This window comes from Sporosarcina sp. E16_8 (assembly GCF_017347095.1).
GTDB lineage: Bacteria > Bacillota > Bacilli > Bacillales_A > Planococcaceae > Sporosarcina.
In genome coordinates this window covers 13,639-34,167 of the sequence record NZ_JADPRZ010000040.1, presented here as the reverse complement: position 1 = coordinate 34,167, position 20,529 = coordinate 13,639, and the positions used below count along the sequence as shown (strand labels likewise).

Below are 20,529 nucleotides of genomic sequence, written 5' to 3'. Positions count from 1 at the left end.
AGGATTACCTTATCCAATATACTTATAAAAAATGACGTTAGTGAAGATCCTCCTCATCTCCCTTTAAAGGGATGGGGATTTTCTTTCACCAACGTCATTTATTGTACAACCGTTTTTTAAAACTTAAGAAATAATATAATCTCGAACTGTGTATAAGTGACAACGTAGAGATTTCACGTCTAGACTCCGCGCGCCAGACGCCCGGGTCACAAGCCGTCTTAACTATGTAGGTGTAGGGGAGAACTGCCTCATCGGCAATCTGTTTTGTGCCTATCGCGTCTGAGCAGATGCCATTCACTTTTGTTCACGTTAAACAATCTTTGTAGAATAAAATAGCACTCGATGTATCCTTTATTCGTTTGAAATGTTTCTATTAGAAGTGAAATGGGTGGTCATAAGAACACTATAAAGTGGGGTGAAACTATGGATCAAGGCTGATAGAATGTTGTATGAAGTTCCTTGAAACGTTATTACCTCTTCTTTATCTGTGTTGGTCTACAAGAATGGAATTCCCATCTGGATCTTCAATTGTAAAACTCGCTGGTCCTACGCTTAACAATTTGAAAAAAATCAGATTGTAGTCTTTATTCGTAGTAAAACTTTGCATAAGTTAAGTGTAAATGAGTATTTTGAAATACACAATATTCACCATATATAGTGTGGGGGCCAACTGTTGCTGTAATTCGACGAGCATGAATGGTGTTAGAAACGGGCACTGTGTATTTTTCTTCATGTTCATGATGAATGCTTTTATCTCTGTTAACCGAGCAAAGGCATCCCCAAATCTTTCAAAAAACACATATATTAACTATGGCATACCCTAGAGGCAATAGGAGAAAAAGGGGAGATGTGCGTGGTGTTTTGGAGACGTGCTCGATTACGAATACATGCTGATGAAAAGAAAACCACATATACAATGGGAGCAGAAATACAAAAGCATCACAGGAGACAACAGGAACACACCAAAGAGAAAGAAACCAATCCCCAGTTAGATGTGGAACAATTCTTTCGTCCTTCCCGTCGCTCGATATTGAATCGTCGATTATTCGGCTATCAATTTTTCGACCCGTATTACAACAAGACGTATGCAGAAATCAACCTTCCGCATTCATTGTTAGATTCGCCTGAAAATATGCTCCTCAATTATTTTAGCATTTTGCGAGAAGCTGAAAATCTAACAAGTCAGCTCATTGGAGGGTGCGGAACAGTAGGAGAGGCGATGCTGCCATTCCCAATCGCGTACAACTTCTTCTCCAAAACCTATCAACAGAAAATGCCCTATACCTCCTACCTTTCCTCTTTCGAAGGCATCGGTCACACCAATCTCATTAAATTATACAAACTACCAAATCCCAATAACGTTCAACCGATTCACTATTTCGTTGAACTCGAAACGATCAATGGGACGGCATCTGGCGTCTCTGGATTCCAATATCATTACGGTACCATTTCGGTCGTACAGGTAGGGGACCTATACAAAATTGATGCTATCACTTTGACAGCTGAGGATTTCTTGTGTGCTGCATATCACGGCTGGCGCCAAGAGGGAGAAGGTGTTGTTGATGTTGAGTATGGGAATTGGTGTAAATTAATTAAAAAAAGATTACCGACAAAAAGGGAGGGCTATGTGAAAACCATTGACTTCATCGGTACGGATGGCAATGATTATCGATTTATATTTGTTCAACTAACAAATGACACAGATGTTTTAGTGTCACAGTTAATGAAGAGTAAGCAAGGTAAATGGGAAGTGACGCATATAGACCCTACTAAATGCACAGAAAACCAAAGGTAATAAAAATGAAAAGTCATGCTAGGAAAAGCAAAAACACTAGAAGTCCATCGACAAAAAAACGACGGATTTCCAGTGTTTTTTGTCGCCAAATAATCCATCTAAAATAATTATGCACTCGATGTATTCTTTTTCGTTTTAATTGTCTATATAAGAAGTAAGATGTGCGGTCGGAATGTTGGTCGATAAATTAATGTGATTTGTTCCTGTAATGATTCAATGATCGTATTACACTGGAAGTGCGTCTAATCGGTGATTAGAGTGTTTTATTAAATGACATCCTGGTGTCAATTTGGTGTCATGGAGGGATATGAGTTTATCTTTTGATGAATGTTCGTTAAGATACAAACTAAGCTTAAGAAATGATGGGCGGCAAATTTGAAAGGGGTTTACATGATATGAAGTTAAAAAGAGTTCTAGTTCCATTTATAGCAGGTGCGCTTGCATTAAGTTTAGCTGCTTGCGGTGGAGAAGATAAAGCGGCAACTGATGAAAAGCCTCAAGAAGAAACAAAGCCTGAAGAAAAAGCAGGGCAAGAAGCCACTAACGAACAAGAAGCATCTGCAAAAGAGATGCAAGAGAAGTTAGCGAAACAGCAAGTGGACAACAACAAGATCGTGGCTGTTGTAAATAAGGAAGAACTTAAAGGCGAGGGATATAACGCGGCATTGACATCAATTCAGAGTCAAATGCAGCAAATGGGACAAGACCCATCGAGCAAAGAATCAGCGGAACAAGTAAAAACGCAAGCACTAGATATGCTTGTTAATCAGGCATTGATTCTTCAAAAAGCAAAAGAAGCGAAACTAAAAGCATCTACATCTGAAATTGATGAAGAGTATTCAGTACTTGAAAAGCAATTTGGCGGCGAAAAAGAAATGAAGAAAGCGCTCAAAGCTCAAAGTATGGATGAAAAAACATTAAAAGAACAAATCGCGGATTTCATCATATCTGGAAAGTACCAAGATAAGATAGCACCAGCAGGAAAAGTAACGGATAAAGAAATTAAAGAATACTACGATCAAGCTGCTTCAAAATCAAAAGAAGCGGGACAAGAGTTGCCACCGCTTGCAGAAGTAAGTAAGGAAATCCAAGGTATAATTAATCAAGAACAACAGCAGAAATTACTATCTAAACATGTTGAAGAGTTAAAAGCAGATGCTAAAATCGAGTTGAAAATTTAACTGAATTAAGTTCAATTGGTTACTTGGAAATTTGGATTCACGAACTAGGCGTATACTTTGGAAGCCTGTATTGATAAACGGTAAGACATGGAATGCTTAACCTTCTTGGTTGAGCGTTTCATGTCTTTTTGTATTTTTATTAAAATGGCGACTTAAATTTGAACTTCACTTCAATAAACATAGGAACTTCTTTTTGGGACAACCTAATAAGAAAGAAAAAGTGATAGGAGGTGATCGTTATGATAATTGAAAAGTCGTCTGCATGGAAAGAAGGCTTTACAGAGCGACTGGAGAACCGGGAAGCATGGGATAATTGGACTTTATATAGGATGAGTTATGAGGCAGTAAAAACGAACTTGATCACAGATTTCAATGGACTTCAATCACCTAAGTATTTACCTAATCTTACGCCTCTTGCCCATCAATTGAAAGTGGCAGAAACGGTCATTGAAAGGATGAATGGCAAAGCGATACTTGCAGACGAAGTGGGGCTCGGTAAAACCATTGAAGCGGGTTTGATCTTGAAAGAGTATTTAATAAGAGGCCTTGTGAAGAAAGCATTAATTTTGGTCCCAGCTTCTCTTGTCAATCAATGGATTGAAGAACTGAATCACAAATTTCATATTCCAGCTATGCAGTATAAAAAAAATTACGATTTAGACCATTGTACGATTGTCGTTATGAGTATAGATATGGCAAAAAGAAGCCCACATAAAGAAAATATCTATGATCAAGAGTATGATTTGATCATCATTGATGAAGCCCATAAATTAAAGAACCATAAAACTAAAAACTATGAGTTCGTACAAAACTTGAAGAAAAAGTTTTGTTTGTTGCTAACTGCTACGCCAATTCAAAATAACGTATTTGAACTCTTTTATCTCATTTCATTACTAAAACCAGGGCACTTAGGAAATTATGAGACGTTTCAATCGTCGTTTTCCGTAAGTAAACATAATGTGGAACATGATGATTATTTAAAAGAATTGGTAAATCAAGTGATGGTTAGAAACAGAAGACAGGATACTGGAATTGAATGGACAAATCGTCGTGTTCAAATCATACCCATTGTTTTTACTCAAGAAGAACAAGAAGTATACGATCTGATTTCAGACCTTAAAAATGTTTGTCCCATTTTTTCGGATGCCTTCTCCATGATAACGTTACAAAGGGAAATGTGCAGCAGTAAGGAAGCTACAAGCTTGACGTTAACTAATATGCTACAAAAATGCATTAAACCAGAAGACATTTCTTATATGGAAGGAATTATTCAAAAGTTGATGGTTTTAGAAGTTAATTCGAAGGCAGAAAAGGCTTATGAACTTATTACTCAGGCGAGTGATAAGGTTATACTCTTTACCGAATATCGAGCGACTCAAACCTATTTGCAATGGTATTTACAATCAAAAGGAATCACAAGTGTCCCTTTTAACGGCCAATTCAACAAGAATAAACGGGAGTGGATGAAGCAGCTGTTTAAAGAGAAAGCGCAGGTACTGATTGCGACGGAATCGGGTAGTGAAGGGATTAATCTACAATTTTGTCATCACGTCATTAACTATGATTTACCTTGGAACCCTATGAAATTAGAACAACGCATTGGACGTGTCCACCGGTTAGGGCAAGAGCATGACGTTCATATTTACAATTTAGCCATTCAGAATTCAATCGAAGACCATATATTGGATTTGCTTCATGTGAAAATTGGGGTATTTGAACAAGTAGTGGGAGAGCTCGATGACATACTATCCGCTTTCAAAAAATCCATATGAGTTGAAAGTATTTGGGGAGGAGGAAAAACATGTACCCACAACAAATTCACAGTTATTTACTACAATTTTTTAATGAAAACAATTGCCAAGTATTAAATGACAATGACCATTATATTAATGTTCAATTAACGATTGAAATGGATAAAAAAATTATGAATAGGCCATTTTATTGGAAGTACTTAGAATGTACTGACGGGGAACCGAGTCCAGCACAGCTAACCTTTATCACAGATAAAAATAGGCTTGTTGAAGATATCAAAGGGGAAGTTATACACTTCGGCTCTCCTCGTCTCAGTCAACTGTTTCAAGCAACAAAAGAGATGGGCTCATTTGTCCGAATGTATGAGCGGGTAGTAGATAAATTTGAGCCGCAAACCATCTTAACACCTTGGCTAGCAGTTAATTACAAAATATCGTATTACAGTGATCAAACGAAAGAAATTCTTTATTCGTTAGGCATTAACTTAATGACGGGCCAGGTGAAAGAGGAGTTTCAGGAATTGTTAAGTGGAGTAGATTTAACTACTACGATGTCGGAAAACACCTTTAATTTACCCTATATTATTAAGCCCATTCGTGCCCTTGAACGATTGGATGGGATAATTGATACCTTCATACAGAAGGCGGATCACAAATGGGCTGAAGAAGCTAAGTTGAGATGGCAAAAGGATCGCAAGGTATTAGAATACTTTTATGAAGGGGTAGAAAATAAGCCGGATTGTTATGAGATTGAGAAAGAAGCAATGGACCAACAATACGAAGCGAGAATTAAAATTGACATCATTAATGGTGGATTGTTCTACTTAAAATGAATAGGAGGTATTTGTGCGATAACTATCCCAAATAGGTAAGACCTTTTGCACGTTCATTGAACGTGTAAAAGGTCTTTTCTTCGATGTAGTGAATTATTTACGGTAAAGTAGCTAGTAGTAGCTACGATATAAGATTAGATGAAAATAAAAGGAGAGGGTGACATATGAAAGCATATATTTTAAAACTATCTTTTGAAGACATTACTCCACTTATCTGGAGGCGCATTATTTTACCAGCAGGTGCGACATTTAACCGCTTGCATGAAACAATCCAGAACGTCACAAATTTTCAAAGCACACTTGAGCCTTACCATACCTTTGGAGTGGAGATAGATGATTATTTTATCACAGATAATGAATCGATTTTAGATGAATACAAAGGGAAGGCGTATTACGGTAAAACGGTCAAGCAACCAGCACGTATAAAAATTGACTCGTATCTTGAAAAACACAGACATTTCATTTATAACTATGATTTTGGTGATGACTGGCGGATTCTGGTGGAGCTTGAAGAAATAGTAGAGGATTATTATTTTGGCTACCCCACGTTACTTGATGGAGAGGGAACGGCGCCACCTGAGGATGTTGGCGGTCCCCCAGGATATGAAGTTTTTCTAGAAGTGTATCAGGATCCGACACATCCAGATTATTTATCCACATATGCATGGGCGGAGGAGCAGTTCTATTTGCCTTTGGACATTACTTGGCTGAATGAACGATTAAAATATGTGAAATACAAAAAGACAGAATGGCAACACATCGATCATGATAATTATTACGTGCTATCTGATAAATATCGCGGGGCAAAGTCGGTTGATACGGAAGTACTGCCTAACAAAGATCTTGTAATCCAGTATGCTATTGCATGTGCTAATCTATATGGAATGATTGAGTATCCAAAGTTTCTGGAGATTTACAATGTCCAAAATAAGCCATCTGTATCGAGTAGTGAACTACAGGCACTGTTAGCAGATTCTCATTATGCAAAAAAGCTAAAGAAAGAAAGTGTGTTTACACATAAGAGAGCATTGATCCATGAGGAAATTGAATACGTCAAAAATTATTCTGCATTTATCGAAGGAACCATGGGCAAGCCATTTTATGTACCTGCAAAAGAAGAGCTATTACGCTACGCAGATGATTTATATTATGAAAAGACAAGCCATCAACAGAAGCTTGGACATATGCTTGCGAAAGACTTTTTCGGTGGTAGTACGATTATGATTAAGGATGAAATCGATGAATTGGTCGGTCAATTACGAGTTGTTCACGTTAATTTCCAAGGAGTGGTGCAGGATTTTTTAGGGCGTTTTGAATGTAAAGATATGAAGCAAATGAATGAATATATACATGTTATCGCCATGATTGCGAACTCCACACGCATTTGGGAAAATAGGGGCCATACACCTAATGAAATTTCACAAATGGGAAAACACCATTTAATGCCGCTACCTAGCACCCCATTTAGCATAATTGAGGGTGGAAAAACGGGCCGGAATGAACCTTGCTCATGTGGCAGTGGAAAGAAGTATAAGAAATGTTGCGGGAAATAAAGCACGACTAAAAATGGTTGTTATTTGGAGGAAATAATTTGTATGATCCAACAATTTTTGAAAATCTAAAAGTAGCATTTGAAAATCAGGTGTATGATTTAGATAATTTAGAGCGAAAAATCACGATTACTAACCGGTTTGATCGAATGGATTTTGCCATTATGGCTAGGGACTTTGCTATTGAATTTACATTAGCCGATCAGCCACATGTGACTGCCGAAATTATGTTAGGGGCATCTGTCAAAGATTTGGCAGGTGAGATATTAGAGTTGCCTAGTAAAAATCTTGGTTGTTCTTTGTTAGTACGTTTTACCAAACGTGTTCAAAATGTAGCCATACAATGCAAGCAAATTGAGCAAGCATTGAACGATATTTGGGAAACCGAAATCCAGTTAACACAAACACTGAGCTTCGTTTATGAGCAAGAAGCATCAAGTTACCTAGACATTATTGAAGTGGGATTTAAGTCTAAATTGAATGAGGATCACATGGGTGACATTACAGATTTTCTAAATCATGTGTTGGAATCGTTAGAAACATTGAATGGTTTATGAGGTTGCAAGTGGACGAAAAGTACTCTATCCAAAGCCACTAAGGCAGTGCAACACTAAATACTAGTTACAAACCAATAACAACTTCACCCGCCTTAATACGCCTTTCACAATGCGTATTAAGGCGGGACTTTTTATTTTCACAGATCTAACAATTAATTATATTTCTATTCGTTATTATCATACTGGAATAGAACAAGGAATAGAATTGGTAGAGTTAAAGAATTATGGAGGTGGAGTAAATCATGTGCCAAATTAAACATCTGATTATCGAATACTATTTCTCTGAAATATAGTCAAGTGAATTCACTACCTTTATAAGGAAGGACAAGCAGCAAGGATTCTACTCGGAAGGAGAATCGAATGACAGAATATCATCAACAATCATCAGTTGAAGTTATGAAGATGCTGGACGTGACGAATCAAGGATTGAGTGATTACGACGTCCAAAAGAGGCAAGGAGTATACGGTTATAATGAATTGGCGGAAGGAAAAAGGACAAGTACATTCGCCGTGTTCTTTGAACAGTTTAAAGATTTATTAGTCATTATTTTACTGGTTGCAGCTTTCATTTCATTTCTTTTAGGTGAAGTAGAAAGTACGATAGTCATACTACTTGTCGTTATTTTAAACGCAATCCTGGGCACTGTACAGAATGTGAAGGCAGAACAGTCTTTGGATAATCTGAAAGCGTTGAGTTCTCCGGTTGCAAAAGTGATACGAAATAACCTAATAGTGGAGATACCTTCAGAAGATATAGTGGTTGGGGATCTTCTCTATTTGGTGGCCGGTGATTATATAAGTGCTGATGGAAGAGTAGTAGAAAGCCATAATATGCATTTAAATGAGAGTTCGTTGACAGGTGAATCCTCGACGGTAGCGAAAAATACCGCACCCATCGAGGAAGCTCATATCACCATTGCTGATAAAAAAAATATGGCTTTCACTGGAAGCTTTGTGACCAATGGACGTGGTACTGCCATTGTTACGGCTATTGGAATGGAAACAGAAATCGGGAAAATTGCAAGTTTACTGGATACTGCAAAAGAAAAGAAAACACCCCTACAAGTAAGTCTAGATCATTTCGGGGGGAAATTAGCTTTAGGCATTACGATGATTTGTTTAGCTATTTTCACGAATGATCTTTTTCGAGGACGCGAGTTAGTAGACTCGTTTATGTTTGCTGTTTCGCTTGCAGTTGCAGCAATTCCCGAAGCATTAAGTTCGATTATTACCATTGTGCTAGCTTTTGGGACGCAAAAAATGGCGAAGGAAAATGTCATTATACGTAAACTCTATGCTGTCGAAAGTCTGGGAAGTGTATCCGTTATTTGTTCAGATAAAACGGGGACATTAACAGAAAATAAAATGAGTGTTCAACAAATATATGTTGATCAAAAAGTCATTCCGCATGATCAACTACAACTAGAAAATGCAATTGAGAAAAAATTTATCGTAAAGGCATTATTATGTAATGACGCCATGGAAAGAGATCATAAAGAAATCGGTGACCCTACTGAAATTGCACTCGTGAAATTAGGAAAGCAGTACAATCTTAACGAATTAATCGTAAGAGATCACCATCCAAGAGTGGCGGAAATCCCTTTTGATTCAGACAGGAAGCTAATGAGTACAGTGAATCAGTTCAATCAGCAAAAGATTTTGATTACAAAGGGAGCAGTAGATGTTCTTCTATCTAAAATCATGAAAATCGAAACGTCTAAAGGGATTGTTGATTTTACGGAAGCACATCGTAAAAAAATTGAAGAAGTGAATCGTGAATTTTCTATGAATGGTTTACGAGTACTGGCGATTTCTTACAAAGAGATAACGAAAAATCAAACAATCAATGTAGAAGCCGAAAGAGATTTAATCTTTATTGGATTAATGGCGATGATGGATCCTCCGAGAAAAGAGTCGAAACCAGCAGTTGAAAGCTGTATAAAAGCGGGTATTAAACCAGTTATGATTACAGGTGATCATAAAATAACAGCAACTGCTATTGCCAAACAAATTGGTATTTTAACAGATCCATCAGAAGTGATTGAAGGATATGAAATTGAAGGATTAACGGATGAACAACTGCAAGAAAAGGTTCAAGATATTTCTGTCTACGCGCGAGTAACACCAGAGCATAAAATTCGTATTGTTAAGGCTTGGCAGGAAAAAGGACATGTCGTTGCGATGACAGGAGATGGGGTCAATGATGGTCCTGCCTTAAAACAAGCCGATATCGGGGTGGCAATGGGGATCACCGGTACTGAGGTAGCGAAAGATGCATCCTCAATGATCTTAACGGATGATAACTTTTCAACGATAGTCAAAGCGATTTCAAATGGAAGAAGTATCTATACAAATATTAAAAACGCCATTCTATTCTTATTATCAGGGAATGCAGGTGCTATTTTTGTTGTATTATATGCAACAATTTTAGGTTTACCGGTACCCTTTGCACCCGTACATCTATTATTTATTAACTTACTTACCGATAGTTTGCCGGCAATTGCAATAGGGTTAGAGCCGCATAATAAAAACACGATGAAAGACAAGCCTAGAGATATTCACAAGCCGCTATTAAATAAAAAATTTACTACTCAAGTGGTGCTTGAAGGTATATTAATCGCCATCGCTACGATCATTGCTTTTCGAATGGGATTGTCAACGGGCGATACGCAAACAGCAAGCACAATGGCCTTTGCAACATTATGTTTGTCGAGATTAGTACATGGCTTCAACTCGAGATCTAGAGAATCGATCTTCACAATAGGTGTATTTTCGAATCTCTATACTTGGTTAGCGTTTTTAATAGGTTTTTTATGTTTACATTTAGTGTTATTTGTTCCGTCGCTTACGGGTGTGTTTGAAGTCGCAACATTAAGTGGCGTACAATTAGGTTATATTTATAGCTTGTCCATTATGCCGTTTCTAGTAAATCAGTGGTATAAAGTGTTATTCGTGAGAAGAAAGTAATGCCATTGAATTCGCTGTGACTACCCCTGTACAGGTGGTGCGTGGTGCAATGTCATGCCTCAGGAGTCGTTACACAAAGCCTGGGGTTGAAAATTTATTATTTCACAAAAGAAGTGATACTTTTTCACGGGAGGGAAGAGACGATAAAAAAGCAACAGTTGCCGGAATTATTGTAGGCATAGGGTTATTAGTTCTTTTCAAAGTGTTTCAGCATTCAATCCCGAGAATTAACGACCCACTGACTACTATCATTGTTTTAATAGGCATCGTTCTTATTGCAATTATCTATGGTGCATCTCAACTCAGAAAAAGTAATTAATAAAACAAATTGTGGAAGTGATAAGCCTATTGATAACATACACACTTTCGCATGATGCTGCATTTTAACACTACATGAGGTAACAAGGGACATGGATTTGCCATGCGGAATGATTTTCTGCAGATGATAATTGGTGAGTGAACCTGCCTTGATTCATCCCACTAACGGGACATGATTAAGACGGTACAAAGCGTGAGCCTTACTACATCTAAAGTGTAGTAAGACTCTCTTTTTTTATATTGGACCATAATGAATTGTCATTGACGATTTGTATACGTTCGTATACAGTAGGTATTACGAAGATGTGTATACAAATGTATACAAGGGAGGGTGATTCATTATGAGAGATGAACTTGCGAAAAGAGAGGGACGTCAACACGGTAGACGCCACGGTGGGGAAGATGGCTCGCATCAGCGTGGAGCGAAAACCTTTCGCAGAGGGAGGGCGATTGCTTTTTTAGAGCGAATGCATCTGAAACGTTCGACTATTAAAAAGCAGCTAGATCAACCTGAGTTTCAATCAATCCAGCCAATTTTAGTCGGTGAATTAAAAGCGATTGACATGGTCATTAGTGAATTCATTCAACTATTTGAAATCAATGAGGATGAGATGGACGTTCGTCAACAGTCCGTAGATGTTAATGAGGAAGGGATTGAAGTGGATGAAAAAAATTAACAGTTATATCGATACAGTATTTACGAAGCGGGATGCTCTGTTGGAGGGCGTGATTGCATCGATTGAGGAAAATGGTATGCCTGCCATATCGGTTTCTCCTTCTTCTGGCAAGCTGCTCACGATGCTGGTTGCCATTTCAGGGGCTAAAAATGTGCTGGAAATCGGTGCGCTTGGCGGTTATAGCGGAATTTGTCTTGCTAGGGGGTTTGGGAGTGAAGGGGAATTGACGTCTCTTGAACTGGAGGAGAGGTACGCAACGTTAGCATCCAAAAATCTAGCTAAAGCGGGATTTGGCGATCAAGTATCCTATAGGACGGGGCCTGCTTTGCAAAGTCTTGAACAACTAGTTGACGATGGGCAGCGATTTGATTTTTTCTTTATCGATGCGGATAAAGAAAACTATGAAAATTACTTGGCAGCTTGCATACGACTAGCGAAGGCGGGTGCGTTAATCGTGACGGATAACGTCTTGGCTGGCGGAAGTGTGGTGGATCCGGAGGCGAACCCTAAACGCTATACAGAAATAATGAGAACATTCAATGAAACGGTAGCCAATCACCCGAAACTGGAATCGCTTCTTATTCCAATCGGGGATGGGCTGACGATTTCAAAAGTGAAGAAATAAAAGAAGACAAACAGAGACATTAACGGGTGCTCCATTGGGGGTGCTAAACCACAAAAAAACTACGTAAATCACAGGCCTATTCGCAATATCGGATAGGTCTTTTTTGTTTGTGTATAGCTATTCCTATGATTTCAATAGTAACAAAGGAGCCGATTTTACTAAGATCTTATCAGTGTACAAAGGTTGTTGTACAAAATGAGAATTCCTGAACATCTTTTGTTTATCTCTACTACTCTTTGTCATCGGAAAATGATGTAGAGCGATCATCCAAATAACGATATAAAGTAGACTTACTAATTCCGGTCGTTTCTTTTATGTCATATAGCGTATAACTCTTACTGTCATACATTGCAAAAGCCAGCTGTAAATTGTCATCTGCTTTTCGTGGACGACCAATCGATTTCCCTTGCTGTTTAGCGGCCTGTAGCGAGAATGTAGAAGAATGGCTTAGAAATTTTGATTGTAAATCCGCAAAAAAAGTAGCGCTTTGAAGTAGTGAAAACTTTTGTATCGATTGATTGGTTACTTGTTCATCGACGAAATGAATATTGATTTGATCGCGTTCTGCTAGTCGTAAAATATCTAAAAGCTCCTGCAGGGAATCGGCTAATACTACAATGTTTTGGACGTATAGTTCGTCATCTTTTTGGACAGTCATTAATAAGTGTTCGAGTTCTGTTCTTTTCTTGGCGAGTCCATGTGTCTCTTTAAATAATGTATCCATAACATGTTCATTTAATTGTTGGGTGCATTGTTGATCCGAGACAATCGGACGGATATATCCATATTTCATTTAATTTACTCCAATCTTCCCAAAACTATACACTTACGGGACTATAAATGATATGCTATTAACATTCTAACATTGGTTTAAGATTTTTTGTAATTTTCAACATCATGAGAGGGGAACAGTATGTATACTTTAAAACAACAATGGTTTGGGAATGTGCGTGCCGATATTTTAGCAGGTATTGTTGTAGGACTGGCACTCATTCCTGAAGCATTGGCTTTTGCGTTCATAGTGGGTGTCGATCCACGTGTCGCGCTATATGCTTCATTTACAATTGCAGTCATTACTTCGTTTGTAGGGGGGCGACCTGGTTTAATTTCAGCTGCGACAGGTGCGATGGCTTTAGTGCTCGTCAGTTTAATGGCAAATCACGGTCTACAATATGTACTTGCAGCAACAATTTTAACGGGAATTATTCAACTAATACTTGGGGGATTTGGTGTTGCGAATTTAATGCGCTTCATCCCAAACTCCGTCATGCTTGGATTTGTGAATGCACTAGGGATTATGATTTTTATTACGCAAATGCCTTATTTACTTGGGTCGAGCAGTTTGACCTATCTATTTGCGATTGTAACATTAATTTTAGTGTACGCAATTCCGCGATTTTTTACGGCTATTCCTGCACCTCTTGTTGCGATTGTCGTTATGACTTGTATTGCGCTCATTAGTGGTGTGAAGTTACAGACGATAGGTGATCTGGGGACGATGCCAAATTCACTACCGGTTTTTTTCCTTCCAGATATTCCATTTAACTTTGAAACGTTAATAATTATTTTACCTTATGCTCTAGCTTTATCGATTGTCGGTCTATTGGAATCATTACTTACATCCCAAGTGTTGGATGATATGACTGATACGTCGAGTAATAAAAATAGAGAAGCACGTGGACAAGGGATCGCCAATTTTATCACTGGTTTTTTCGGTGGGATGGCAGGGTGTGCTTTGATTGGTCAGTCAATCATCAATATTAAATCAGGTGGACGAGGACGCCTATCGACTTTGACCGCAGGTGTGTTTCTACTGTTTTTAATTATCGTTTTAGGCGATGTAGTTATCAAGATTCCGATGTCCGTTCTTGTCGGGGTGATGATTATGGTTAGTATTACAACATTTAATTGGGGTTCGTTCAAATTTCTGAAACAAGCGCCTAAATCCGAATCACTTGTTATGCTCATTACAGTGGCTATTATTTTATATACACATAATTTAGCAATTGGTGTTGTTAGTGGTGTCATATTAAGTGCACTATTCTTTGTTGCAAAAATTTCTCGTGTGACAGTAACGCATGATTTGGATGGATATAACGTAAAAGGTCCTTTGTTTTTTGCATCAACTACGAAATTTATTCAGTCGTTTGACAATGTTACAGAAAATGAAATCGTCATTAACTTTGAAAATAGTCAGCTGTGGGATGAATCTGCAGTCGGTGCAATATATAAAGTGAAACAGAAGCTTGAGCAAAAAGGTGTGAAGGTACAAATTCAAGGGTTAAATTCTTCAAGTGAACAATTGTATAAACGATTAACATAAGGGAGGGATCTACATGAAGATTGCTGTAGCAATTGATGGGTCAGAAAATGCTTTACGTGCAGCAAAACATGCTATTACGCTTGTGCAATACTTACCTGAGGCGCATTTAGAAGTTATTTATGTGTCGGATTATAATAAGGCGAAAGATGAGCGGCTGTTATCACAAAGCCCAGAAAGCTTAACATTAAAACGAGAGCAAAGAGTGCAACCTATCATAGAACTAGCAAAAGACGTCGGAGTGAAGACGAAGATTACCATGTTAAAAGGGAATCCGAGTCAAGAAATAATAAAGTATGTGAATTTAGAAGAAATTGACCAACTTGTCATTGGGAGTCGCGGCTTAAACACTTTTCAAGAAATGGTACTCGGTAGCGTCAGTCACAAAGTAATGAAGCATGTGAATTGTCCGATTACAATTGTTAAATAAAGAGAATTAATACCAAGCGCTATATGGTGAGTATGACTGGTGAGAAATTGAGTATTGAGTGCCCGCGCGAACAAACAAATAACAACTTCACCCGCTGCGCCACTTCATAATGCGTACCAAGGTGGGATTGTTTAATAGAACAATAAGTCATTACATGGGGTATTGAATCCCGTAAGAGGTGATTTGTCACGCCAGTTAATTACCCATTTTCTTGCTTACTTATAGCAAAGAGTATGCATCTTAAATCACGTGATACTCTATAGCTAGTGACAGTTCTTTAAAATAAAAAAGAAAAAACCATAGAGAAAGCGTCAGCCGCCAAAATTGCATCTTTGGCGGCTTTTCTCCAGGTAGGAAGTCAGCTATTCTTTTGTCTCGAAAAGCTTTAGCACTCTGTGTACTTTTGCATTTAGAGCAGGGCGGGTGAAGGACCACCATATGATTACCGAAAAAACTATGCAGGGATGCGACAAAGTCTCATCCCTAAACATTGTAAACGTTAAACTAAAGTCAGCACACATCCAGGCATCTCGGTAATTGTATAGAAGTCATTTAATCCAAAGTAAACTAAAAGCAATTATTCACGCAGCGCCCGGTGTGTGATCCTGGTTACTAAACACATGTGGTGATTTGTTATATAAATTCCTTGTAGTGTACAGAGGGTGTTAAAATAAATACACGGATAGTATGTTAGTTGACTAGCCTTAAGATCGATCCTATTGGTTTCTTTGAGTTGGTGAAGGGGGGATTTCCATATGAGAAAAAAAGAACCGTTGGAGCTAGCGTACTACGTAGATTCAGTAGAAGCACAACAAAAGCTCTATCGGCGCTCGCTATTCGTTGTCGTGATGTCACAGATTTTTGGTGGGGCGGGACTTGCAGCTGGGATTACAGTTGGTGCACTACTAGCTAGGGATATGTTAGGCACTGCGAGCTTTGCAGGATTGCCGGCTGCCTTGTTTACGCTTGGATCTGCGCTAGCGGCATTCTTAGTTGGCAGGATCTCGCAGCGTTTTGGTCGTCGTTATGGGTTGTCACTTGGGTTCATCACGGGGGGAATCGGTGCGATAGGTGTCATTTTCGCAACAACTATGGAAAATGTGTTATTATTATTTATTTCGCTATTTGTCTATGGTGCAGGGACTTCGACAAATCTACAGGCGCGTTATGCTGGAACAGACTTGGCCAGTGACAAGCAGCGGGCGACTGCCATTAGCATCGCAATGGTTTCAACGACGATAGGCGCAGTGGCTGGTCCAAATTTAGTGACGCCAATGGGGAACTTTGCAATGGCGCTAGGTATACCGGCTCTAGCGGGTCCATTCATATTAGCAGCGGCGGCGTACCTCGTAGCTGGACTAACATTGTTCTTTTATTTGCGACCTGATCCATTTCTAGTCGCAAAAGCAATTGCTGTAAAGCAGGAAAAACAAGCTGATTCAAACGGTACAGTAGTAAATATACCACTGCAAAGTAAAATAAACCGAATCGGTATTTTTGTCGGTGCAATGGTTCTCGTTTTGTCTCATCTCGTTATGGTTGCAATCATGACAATGACCCCCATTCATATGCAAAATCATGGATCTGGACTGACGGTCGTTGGAATGGTAATAAGTCTACATATTGCGGCGATGTATTTGCCGTCGCTTGGTACAGGACTATTAGTCGATAAAGTCGGTCGTACAGTTATGGTCATTGCTTCGGGTGTCACGTTATCAATTGCAGGATTACTAGCAGCCTTTGCTCCAGGAGATTCCCTGTTGTGGCTGACAATTGCGTTGATAGTGCTTGGCCTTGGATGGAATTTTGGTTTGATCAGCGGAACAGCGATCATCATCGATTCAACTGATATGAAAACACGTGCAAAAACACAAGGTTCCGTTGATGTATGGGTTGCTTTAGCTGGAACAGCAGGCAGTGTAATGTCAGGAATCATTGTAGCCTATTCAAGCTATGCTGTTTTAGGCTTTCTCGGTATGTATCTTTCGTTGCTGTTGATACCCCTTATTATTTGGAAACGGTATAAAGAGAAAAAAGAACATGACAAAACCTAATGACAGAAGTAGGAAAGTCATGACCCAGCAACAGTTAGTACATGTGAAAAGTAAAAAGTTTAAGTGACTAACACCTCATTCTATTGAAATAGAAAACACCGGAAATCCATCGACCAAACCTCGGCGGGATTCCGGTGTTATTTTTTGTGTGAAAACAACTCGTCTGGTGATTAACCAAACATACTAGTAACTAACTTGATCACCCCCTGGCCGCTGCGAAATAATGAACAAGAGGTGCCCTGTTTTAACTAAAAAGCATTTTCGGTTTTTAAAATTATAGATGACTTGTTGAATGACTAGTAGTTTATCCCGCATTAACGTGCAGTAAAACTTCCCACTTAAAGTCTTCGGGATCACGAGAAGAATAAGTGGGGATCAACTGCCCGAATGGTTAAACTAACAATCAGTGGGGGATGAAGAAAACCGCCTCTGGTTGAAGATTAACATTATTTTTCGCGCACCATCAGTCGTTGTTACTTGGAAATGCAAATGTGGACGCGGATTCGCTGTTTTCTTCAAACCACTTTTCTGAAATGGTTTTGGTCTTGGTGAAGAAGCGGACTTGGTCAGGCCCAAACATATGCCCCTCACCAAATCTAGAACGTTTCCAACCGGCAAAGTTATGATAACCAACAGGAATTGGAATTGGCACGTTTACCCCAACCATTCCGACGTCAATCTCCGTTGTGAATTTGCGAGCGGCCGCCCCGTTATTCGTGAAAATTGTAACACCGTTACCGAGCTCATGTGCATTGGTTAAGGCGATTGCTTCCTCTAATGAATCTACCCGAACGACGTTACGAGCAGGACCGAATACCTCTTGCTCATAAACTTCCATGCCAGGTTTGACGTTGTCTAATAGGGTAGGACCTAGATAGAAGCCGTTGGACTTTTCAGCGATGTCTGGGTTGCGACCATCGCATACGAGTGTAGCGCCTTCTTCTAGGCTACGGTCGATAAAGCCAATGATTGCGTCCTTTGATTGCTTTGTAATAACAGGTCCAAAATCAACGTCTGAATCTGTGTATGGCCCCACTTTTAATTTCGCGATTTTATCAGCCAGTATTTTGACAAGGTTATTCGCTGTTTCTTCGCCAACTGGAATGATTGTGGAAATGGCCATACAGCGCTGGGAAGCTGCCCCGAAAGCCGCGCCTAAAAATGCGTTTGCGACCTGATCTAAATCTGCATCTGGCATGACAATCATATTGTTTTTACCGCCACCTAATGCCGTAACGCGCTTGCCGTATTTTGAACCGGTTGTGTAAATATAATCAGCGACTGCTGTCGAGCCGACAAACGAAATGGCTTCAACAGCAGGGTTTTCTAAAAGCTCGTTGACCGCATCCTTGTCGCCATTGATGACTGTCCAAACACCATCTGGTAAACCCGCTTCTTTCCACAGTTCCGATAAAAATAATGCGGAGCATGGCACGCGCTCGGACGGCTTTAAAATGACGGAATTGCCGACTGCGACCGCCATACAAGTCATGGCAAGTGGCACCATCACTGGAAAGTTGAATGGGGAAATCGATGCAACAACGCCGAGTGGTGCTTTTGCGGAATAAGCATTAATATTCCCACCAACATTGACGGAGTATTCGCCTTTTAATAGGTGGGGGGCATTGATGGCTAAGTCGACGGATTCTAAACCACGTGTGATTTCACCCTTGGCATCCTCCATTGTTTTTCCGCTTTCGATACAAATGATGTCTATGAGCGCATCCATACGTGCGGTCATCAATTGACGAAACTTCATGACAATTTCAACGCGTTTGCCAACCGACAGGGCGCGCCATGCTGGAAAGGCCGCTTTAGCAGTTGCAATTGCGCCTTGCACTTCCTCTTTCGTTGCAATAGGGACGCGTGCAATCACTGCCCCTGAACTTGGATTGAAAACATCTGAGAAGTGACCACTTTTGCCTGCAACGATTTCACCATTAATAAAATGGCCTAGTTCTTTTACCTCTGTATTCGTTACCATACACTCATTTCCCCCTTGTGTTTCACGCTTTTGGTAGTAGTTCATTTAAAGCGTGCGTAAGTTTTTCAACAATCAAATCTTTTTCTACTAATGAAATAATTAGTGGTGGAGCGAGTGTTAACGTATTGTTAAAGCCCGCAACCGTGACACCATTTTTCCCGATGATTAACCCTTGTTCTTTACATAAAGCGATGACTTTGTTGACAGCAGTTACATCAAGTGGCGCTTTGCTGTATTTGTCACTCACAAGCTCAATGCCAATCAGTAAGCCTTTCCCGCGGATGTTGCCGACATTTGGATGATCCTTTAAGCGTTCTTGTAGTTCCGCATGGATAATTGCACCCATTTCTTCTGAGCGAGCAAATAGATTTTCATTTTCCATGATTTCGATATTTTTGAGTGCAACCGCACAAGCCGCCGGAGAACCACCAAATGTGTTGACGTGGCGGAAAAAGTCGTACTCCTCGCTTCCTCCAAAGGCCTCATAAATTTCGCGACGCACAGCTGTGGCAGATAAAGGCATATAAGCGCTTGTTAAGCCTTTTGCCATTGTGACAATATCCGGCTGAATGCCATAGTTTTGGAAGCCAAATGCCTTGCCTGTACGACCAAAGCCGCAAATTACTTCATCGACAATGAGCAGGGCCCCATGCTTTTCGCAAACTGCTTTTACTCCACGTAAATAGTCCTCATGTGGCATAATTACGCCGCCTCCGGTAATAATAGGCTCGAGTATAACGCCGGCAATCGTCTCGGAAAATTCCCACGTCATGACATTATCGATCGCCTGAACAGACGGTAGGTCAGAGGACTCTGTAATATGATCTTCGTTTGCACGGTAGGCATCTGGTGGTGCAACATGAATGAAGCCAGGTGCTAACGGTTCGTATTTATATTTGCGCTGTGCTTGCCCTGTTGCGGCTAATGCCCCCATCGTATTGCCGTGGTAGGCACGATAGCGAGAAATGAATTTGGTGCGATTTGTGTGACCTTTTTGCTGATGATATTGACGTGCGATCTTGAAGGCGGCTTCATTCGCCTCCGAACCACTATTAGAGAAAAATACAACATAATCATCGCCTAATAATTCGCTGATTTTTTCGCTTAGTTGAATGGCAGGAATATGCCCTACGGATAGGGGAGTATAGGCATTTTCCAGTAATTGCTCGTAAGCGGCTTTGGCGAGTTCCTCTCGCCCGTAGCCAACGTTCACACACCATAAACCAGACATCGCATCTAAATAACGTTTGCCATCAATGTCCGTAATCCAAGCGCCTTTCGATTTCTGAATGATTGTCGTTGCGTTTGGGTTGTAGGGCTTCATGGAATGCCATACATATTGTTCATCTTTTACTTGCCAATTTTGACTCGTTAAATTCGTCATCGAACATCATCACTCCTTCATGTATCATCAAGCTATCACTAGCGTTGCATAAATCACGATGGAAAATTTGCTCTATTCAATTTCGCGGTTCAGAGGCAAAAAG

At 39.7% G+C, this 20,529-nt stretch carries 15 protein-coding genes; 12 read left to right on the top strand and 3 right to left on the bottom strand.

Annotated features, from left to right (window positions below; genetic code table 11):
- Positions 1-853: 853 nt before the first annotated feature.
- The 9 genes from I2484_RS16710 (at position 854) to I2484_RS16670 (ending at position 12,254) form a co-directional block, all read left to right on the top strand.
- Positions 854-1,795: a hypothetical protein gene (locus tag I2484_RS16710; RefSeq protein ID WP_207152192.1), complete on the top strand. Its 942-nt coding sequence runs from the start codon at positions 854-856 to the stop codon at positions 1,793-1,795.
- 395 nt (positions 1,796-2,190) lie between these two features.
- Entirely contained in the window at positions 2,191-2,976 is a 786-nt protein-coding gene (locus tag I2484_RS16705) for a SurA N-terminal domain-containing protein (RefSeq protein WP_207152191.1), read from the top strand.
- 239 nt (positions 2,977-3,215) lie between these two features.
- On the top strand, positions 3,216-4,748 hold the full coding sequence (locus tag I2484_RS16700) for a DEAD/DEAH box helicase (protein WP_207152190.1): 1,533 nt from the start codon (positions 3,216-3,218) through the stop codon (positions 4,746-4,748).
- A gap of 29 nt (positions 4,749-4,777) precedes the next feature.
- The gene (locus I2484_RS16695; protein ID WP_207152189.1) at positions 4,778-5,560 is read left to right on the top strand and encodes a YqhG family protein; all 783 of its coding nucleotides are present in this window, start codon (positions 4,778-4,780) and stop codon (positions 5,558-5,560) included.
- Positions 5,561-5,724: 164 nt separating this feature from the next.
- A complete protein-coding gene (locus I2484_RS16690; protein ID WP_207152188.1) occupies positions 5,725-7,113 on the top strand; it encodes a plasmid pRiA4b ORF-3 family protein in 1,389 nt (462 codons plus the stop codon).
- A 38-nt stretch (positions 7,114-7,151) separates the two neighbouring features.
- On the top strand, positions 7,152-7,667 hold the full coding sequence (locus I2484_RS16685) for a hypothetical protein (RefSeq protein WP_207152187.1): 516 nt from the start codon (positions 7,152-7,154) through the stop codon (positions 7,665-7,667).
- Positions 7,668-8,027: 360 nt separating this feature from the next.
- Entirely contained in the window at positions 8,028-10,634 is a 2,607-nt protein-coding gene (locus I2484_RS16680) for a cation-translocating P-type ATPase (protein ID WP_207152186.1), read from the top strand.
- Between the two features lie 659 nt (positions 10,635-11,293).
- The gene (locus tag I2484_RS16675) at positions 11,294-11,629 is read left to right on the top strand and encodes a hypothetical protein (protein ID WP_207152185.1); all 336 of its coding nucleotides are present in this window, start codon (positions 11,294-11,296) and stop codon (positions 11,627-11,629) included.
- Entirely contained in the window at positions 11,616-12,254 is a 639-nt protein-coding gene (locus I2484_RS16670; RefSeq protein WP_207152184.1) for an O-methyltransferase, read from the top strand. The genes I2484_RS16675 and I2484_RS16670 overlap by 14 nt, the downstream gene beginning before the upstream one ends.
- 229 nt (positions 12,255-12,483) lie before the next feature.
- Here the strand turns inward: I2484_RS16670 and I2484_RS16665 are convergent, their stop codons facing one another.
- Positions 12,484-13,047, bottom strand: coding sequence for a recombinase family protein (locus I2484_RS16665; RefSeq protein ID WP_207152183.1), 564 nt, complete (start codon positions 13,045-13,047; stop codon positions 12,484-12,486).
- Positions 13,048-13,167: 120 nt separating this feature from the next.
- Between I2484_RS16665 and I2484_RS16660 the strand changes: the two genes are divergently transcribed.
- From I2484_RS16660 to I2484_RS16650, 3 genes are all read left to right on the top strand, one after another.
- Positions 13,168-14,577 carry a SulP family inorganic anion transporter gene (locus tag I2484_RS16660; protein WP_207152182.1) on the top strand — a complete coding sequence of 470 codons (1,410 nt, stop codon included), beginning with the start codon at positions 13,168-13,170 and terminating at the stop codon, positions 14,575-14,577.
- Between the two features lie 13 nt (positions 14,578-14,590).
- Positions 14,591-15,004: a universal stress protein gene (locus I2484_RS16655; RefSeq protein WP_207152181.1), complete on the top strand. Its 414-nt coding sequence runs from the start codon at positions 14,591-14,593 to the stop codon at positions 15,002-15,004.
- A 755-nt stretch (positions 15,005-15,759) separates the two neighbouring features.
- On the top strand, positions 15,760-17,058 hold the full coding sequence (locus tag I2484_RS16650) for an MFS transporter (protein WP_207152180.1): 1,299 nt from the start codon (positions 15,760-15,762) through the stop codon (positions 17,056-17,058).
- A gap of 463 nt (positions 17,059-17,521) precedes the next feature.
- On the opposite strand, the gene I2484_RS16645 is transcribed toward I2484_RS16650, so the two are convergent.
- Positions 17,522-19,042, bottom strand: coding sequence for a CoA-acylating methylmalonate-semialdehyde dehydrogenase (locus tag I2484_RS16645; protein ID WP_207152179.1), 1,521 nt, complete (start codon positions 19,040-19,042; stop codon positions 17,522-17,524).
- A 22-nt stretch (positions 19,043-19,064) separates the two neighbouring features.
- A complete protein-coding gene (locus tag I2484_RS16640; protein WP_207152178.1) occupies positions 19,065-20,426 on the bottom strand; it encodes an aspartate aminotransferase family protein in 1,362 nt (453 codons plus the stop codon).
- Positions 20,427-20,529: the final 103 nt, after the last annotated feature.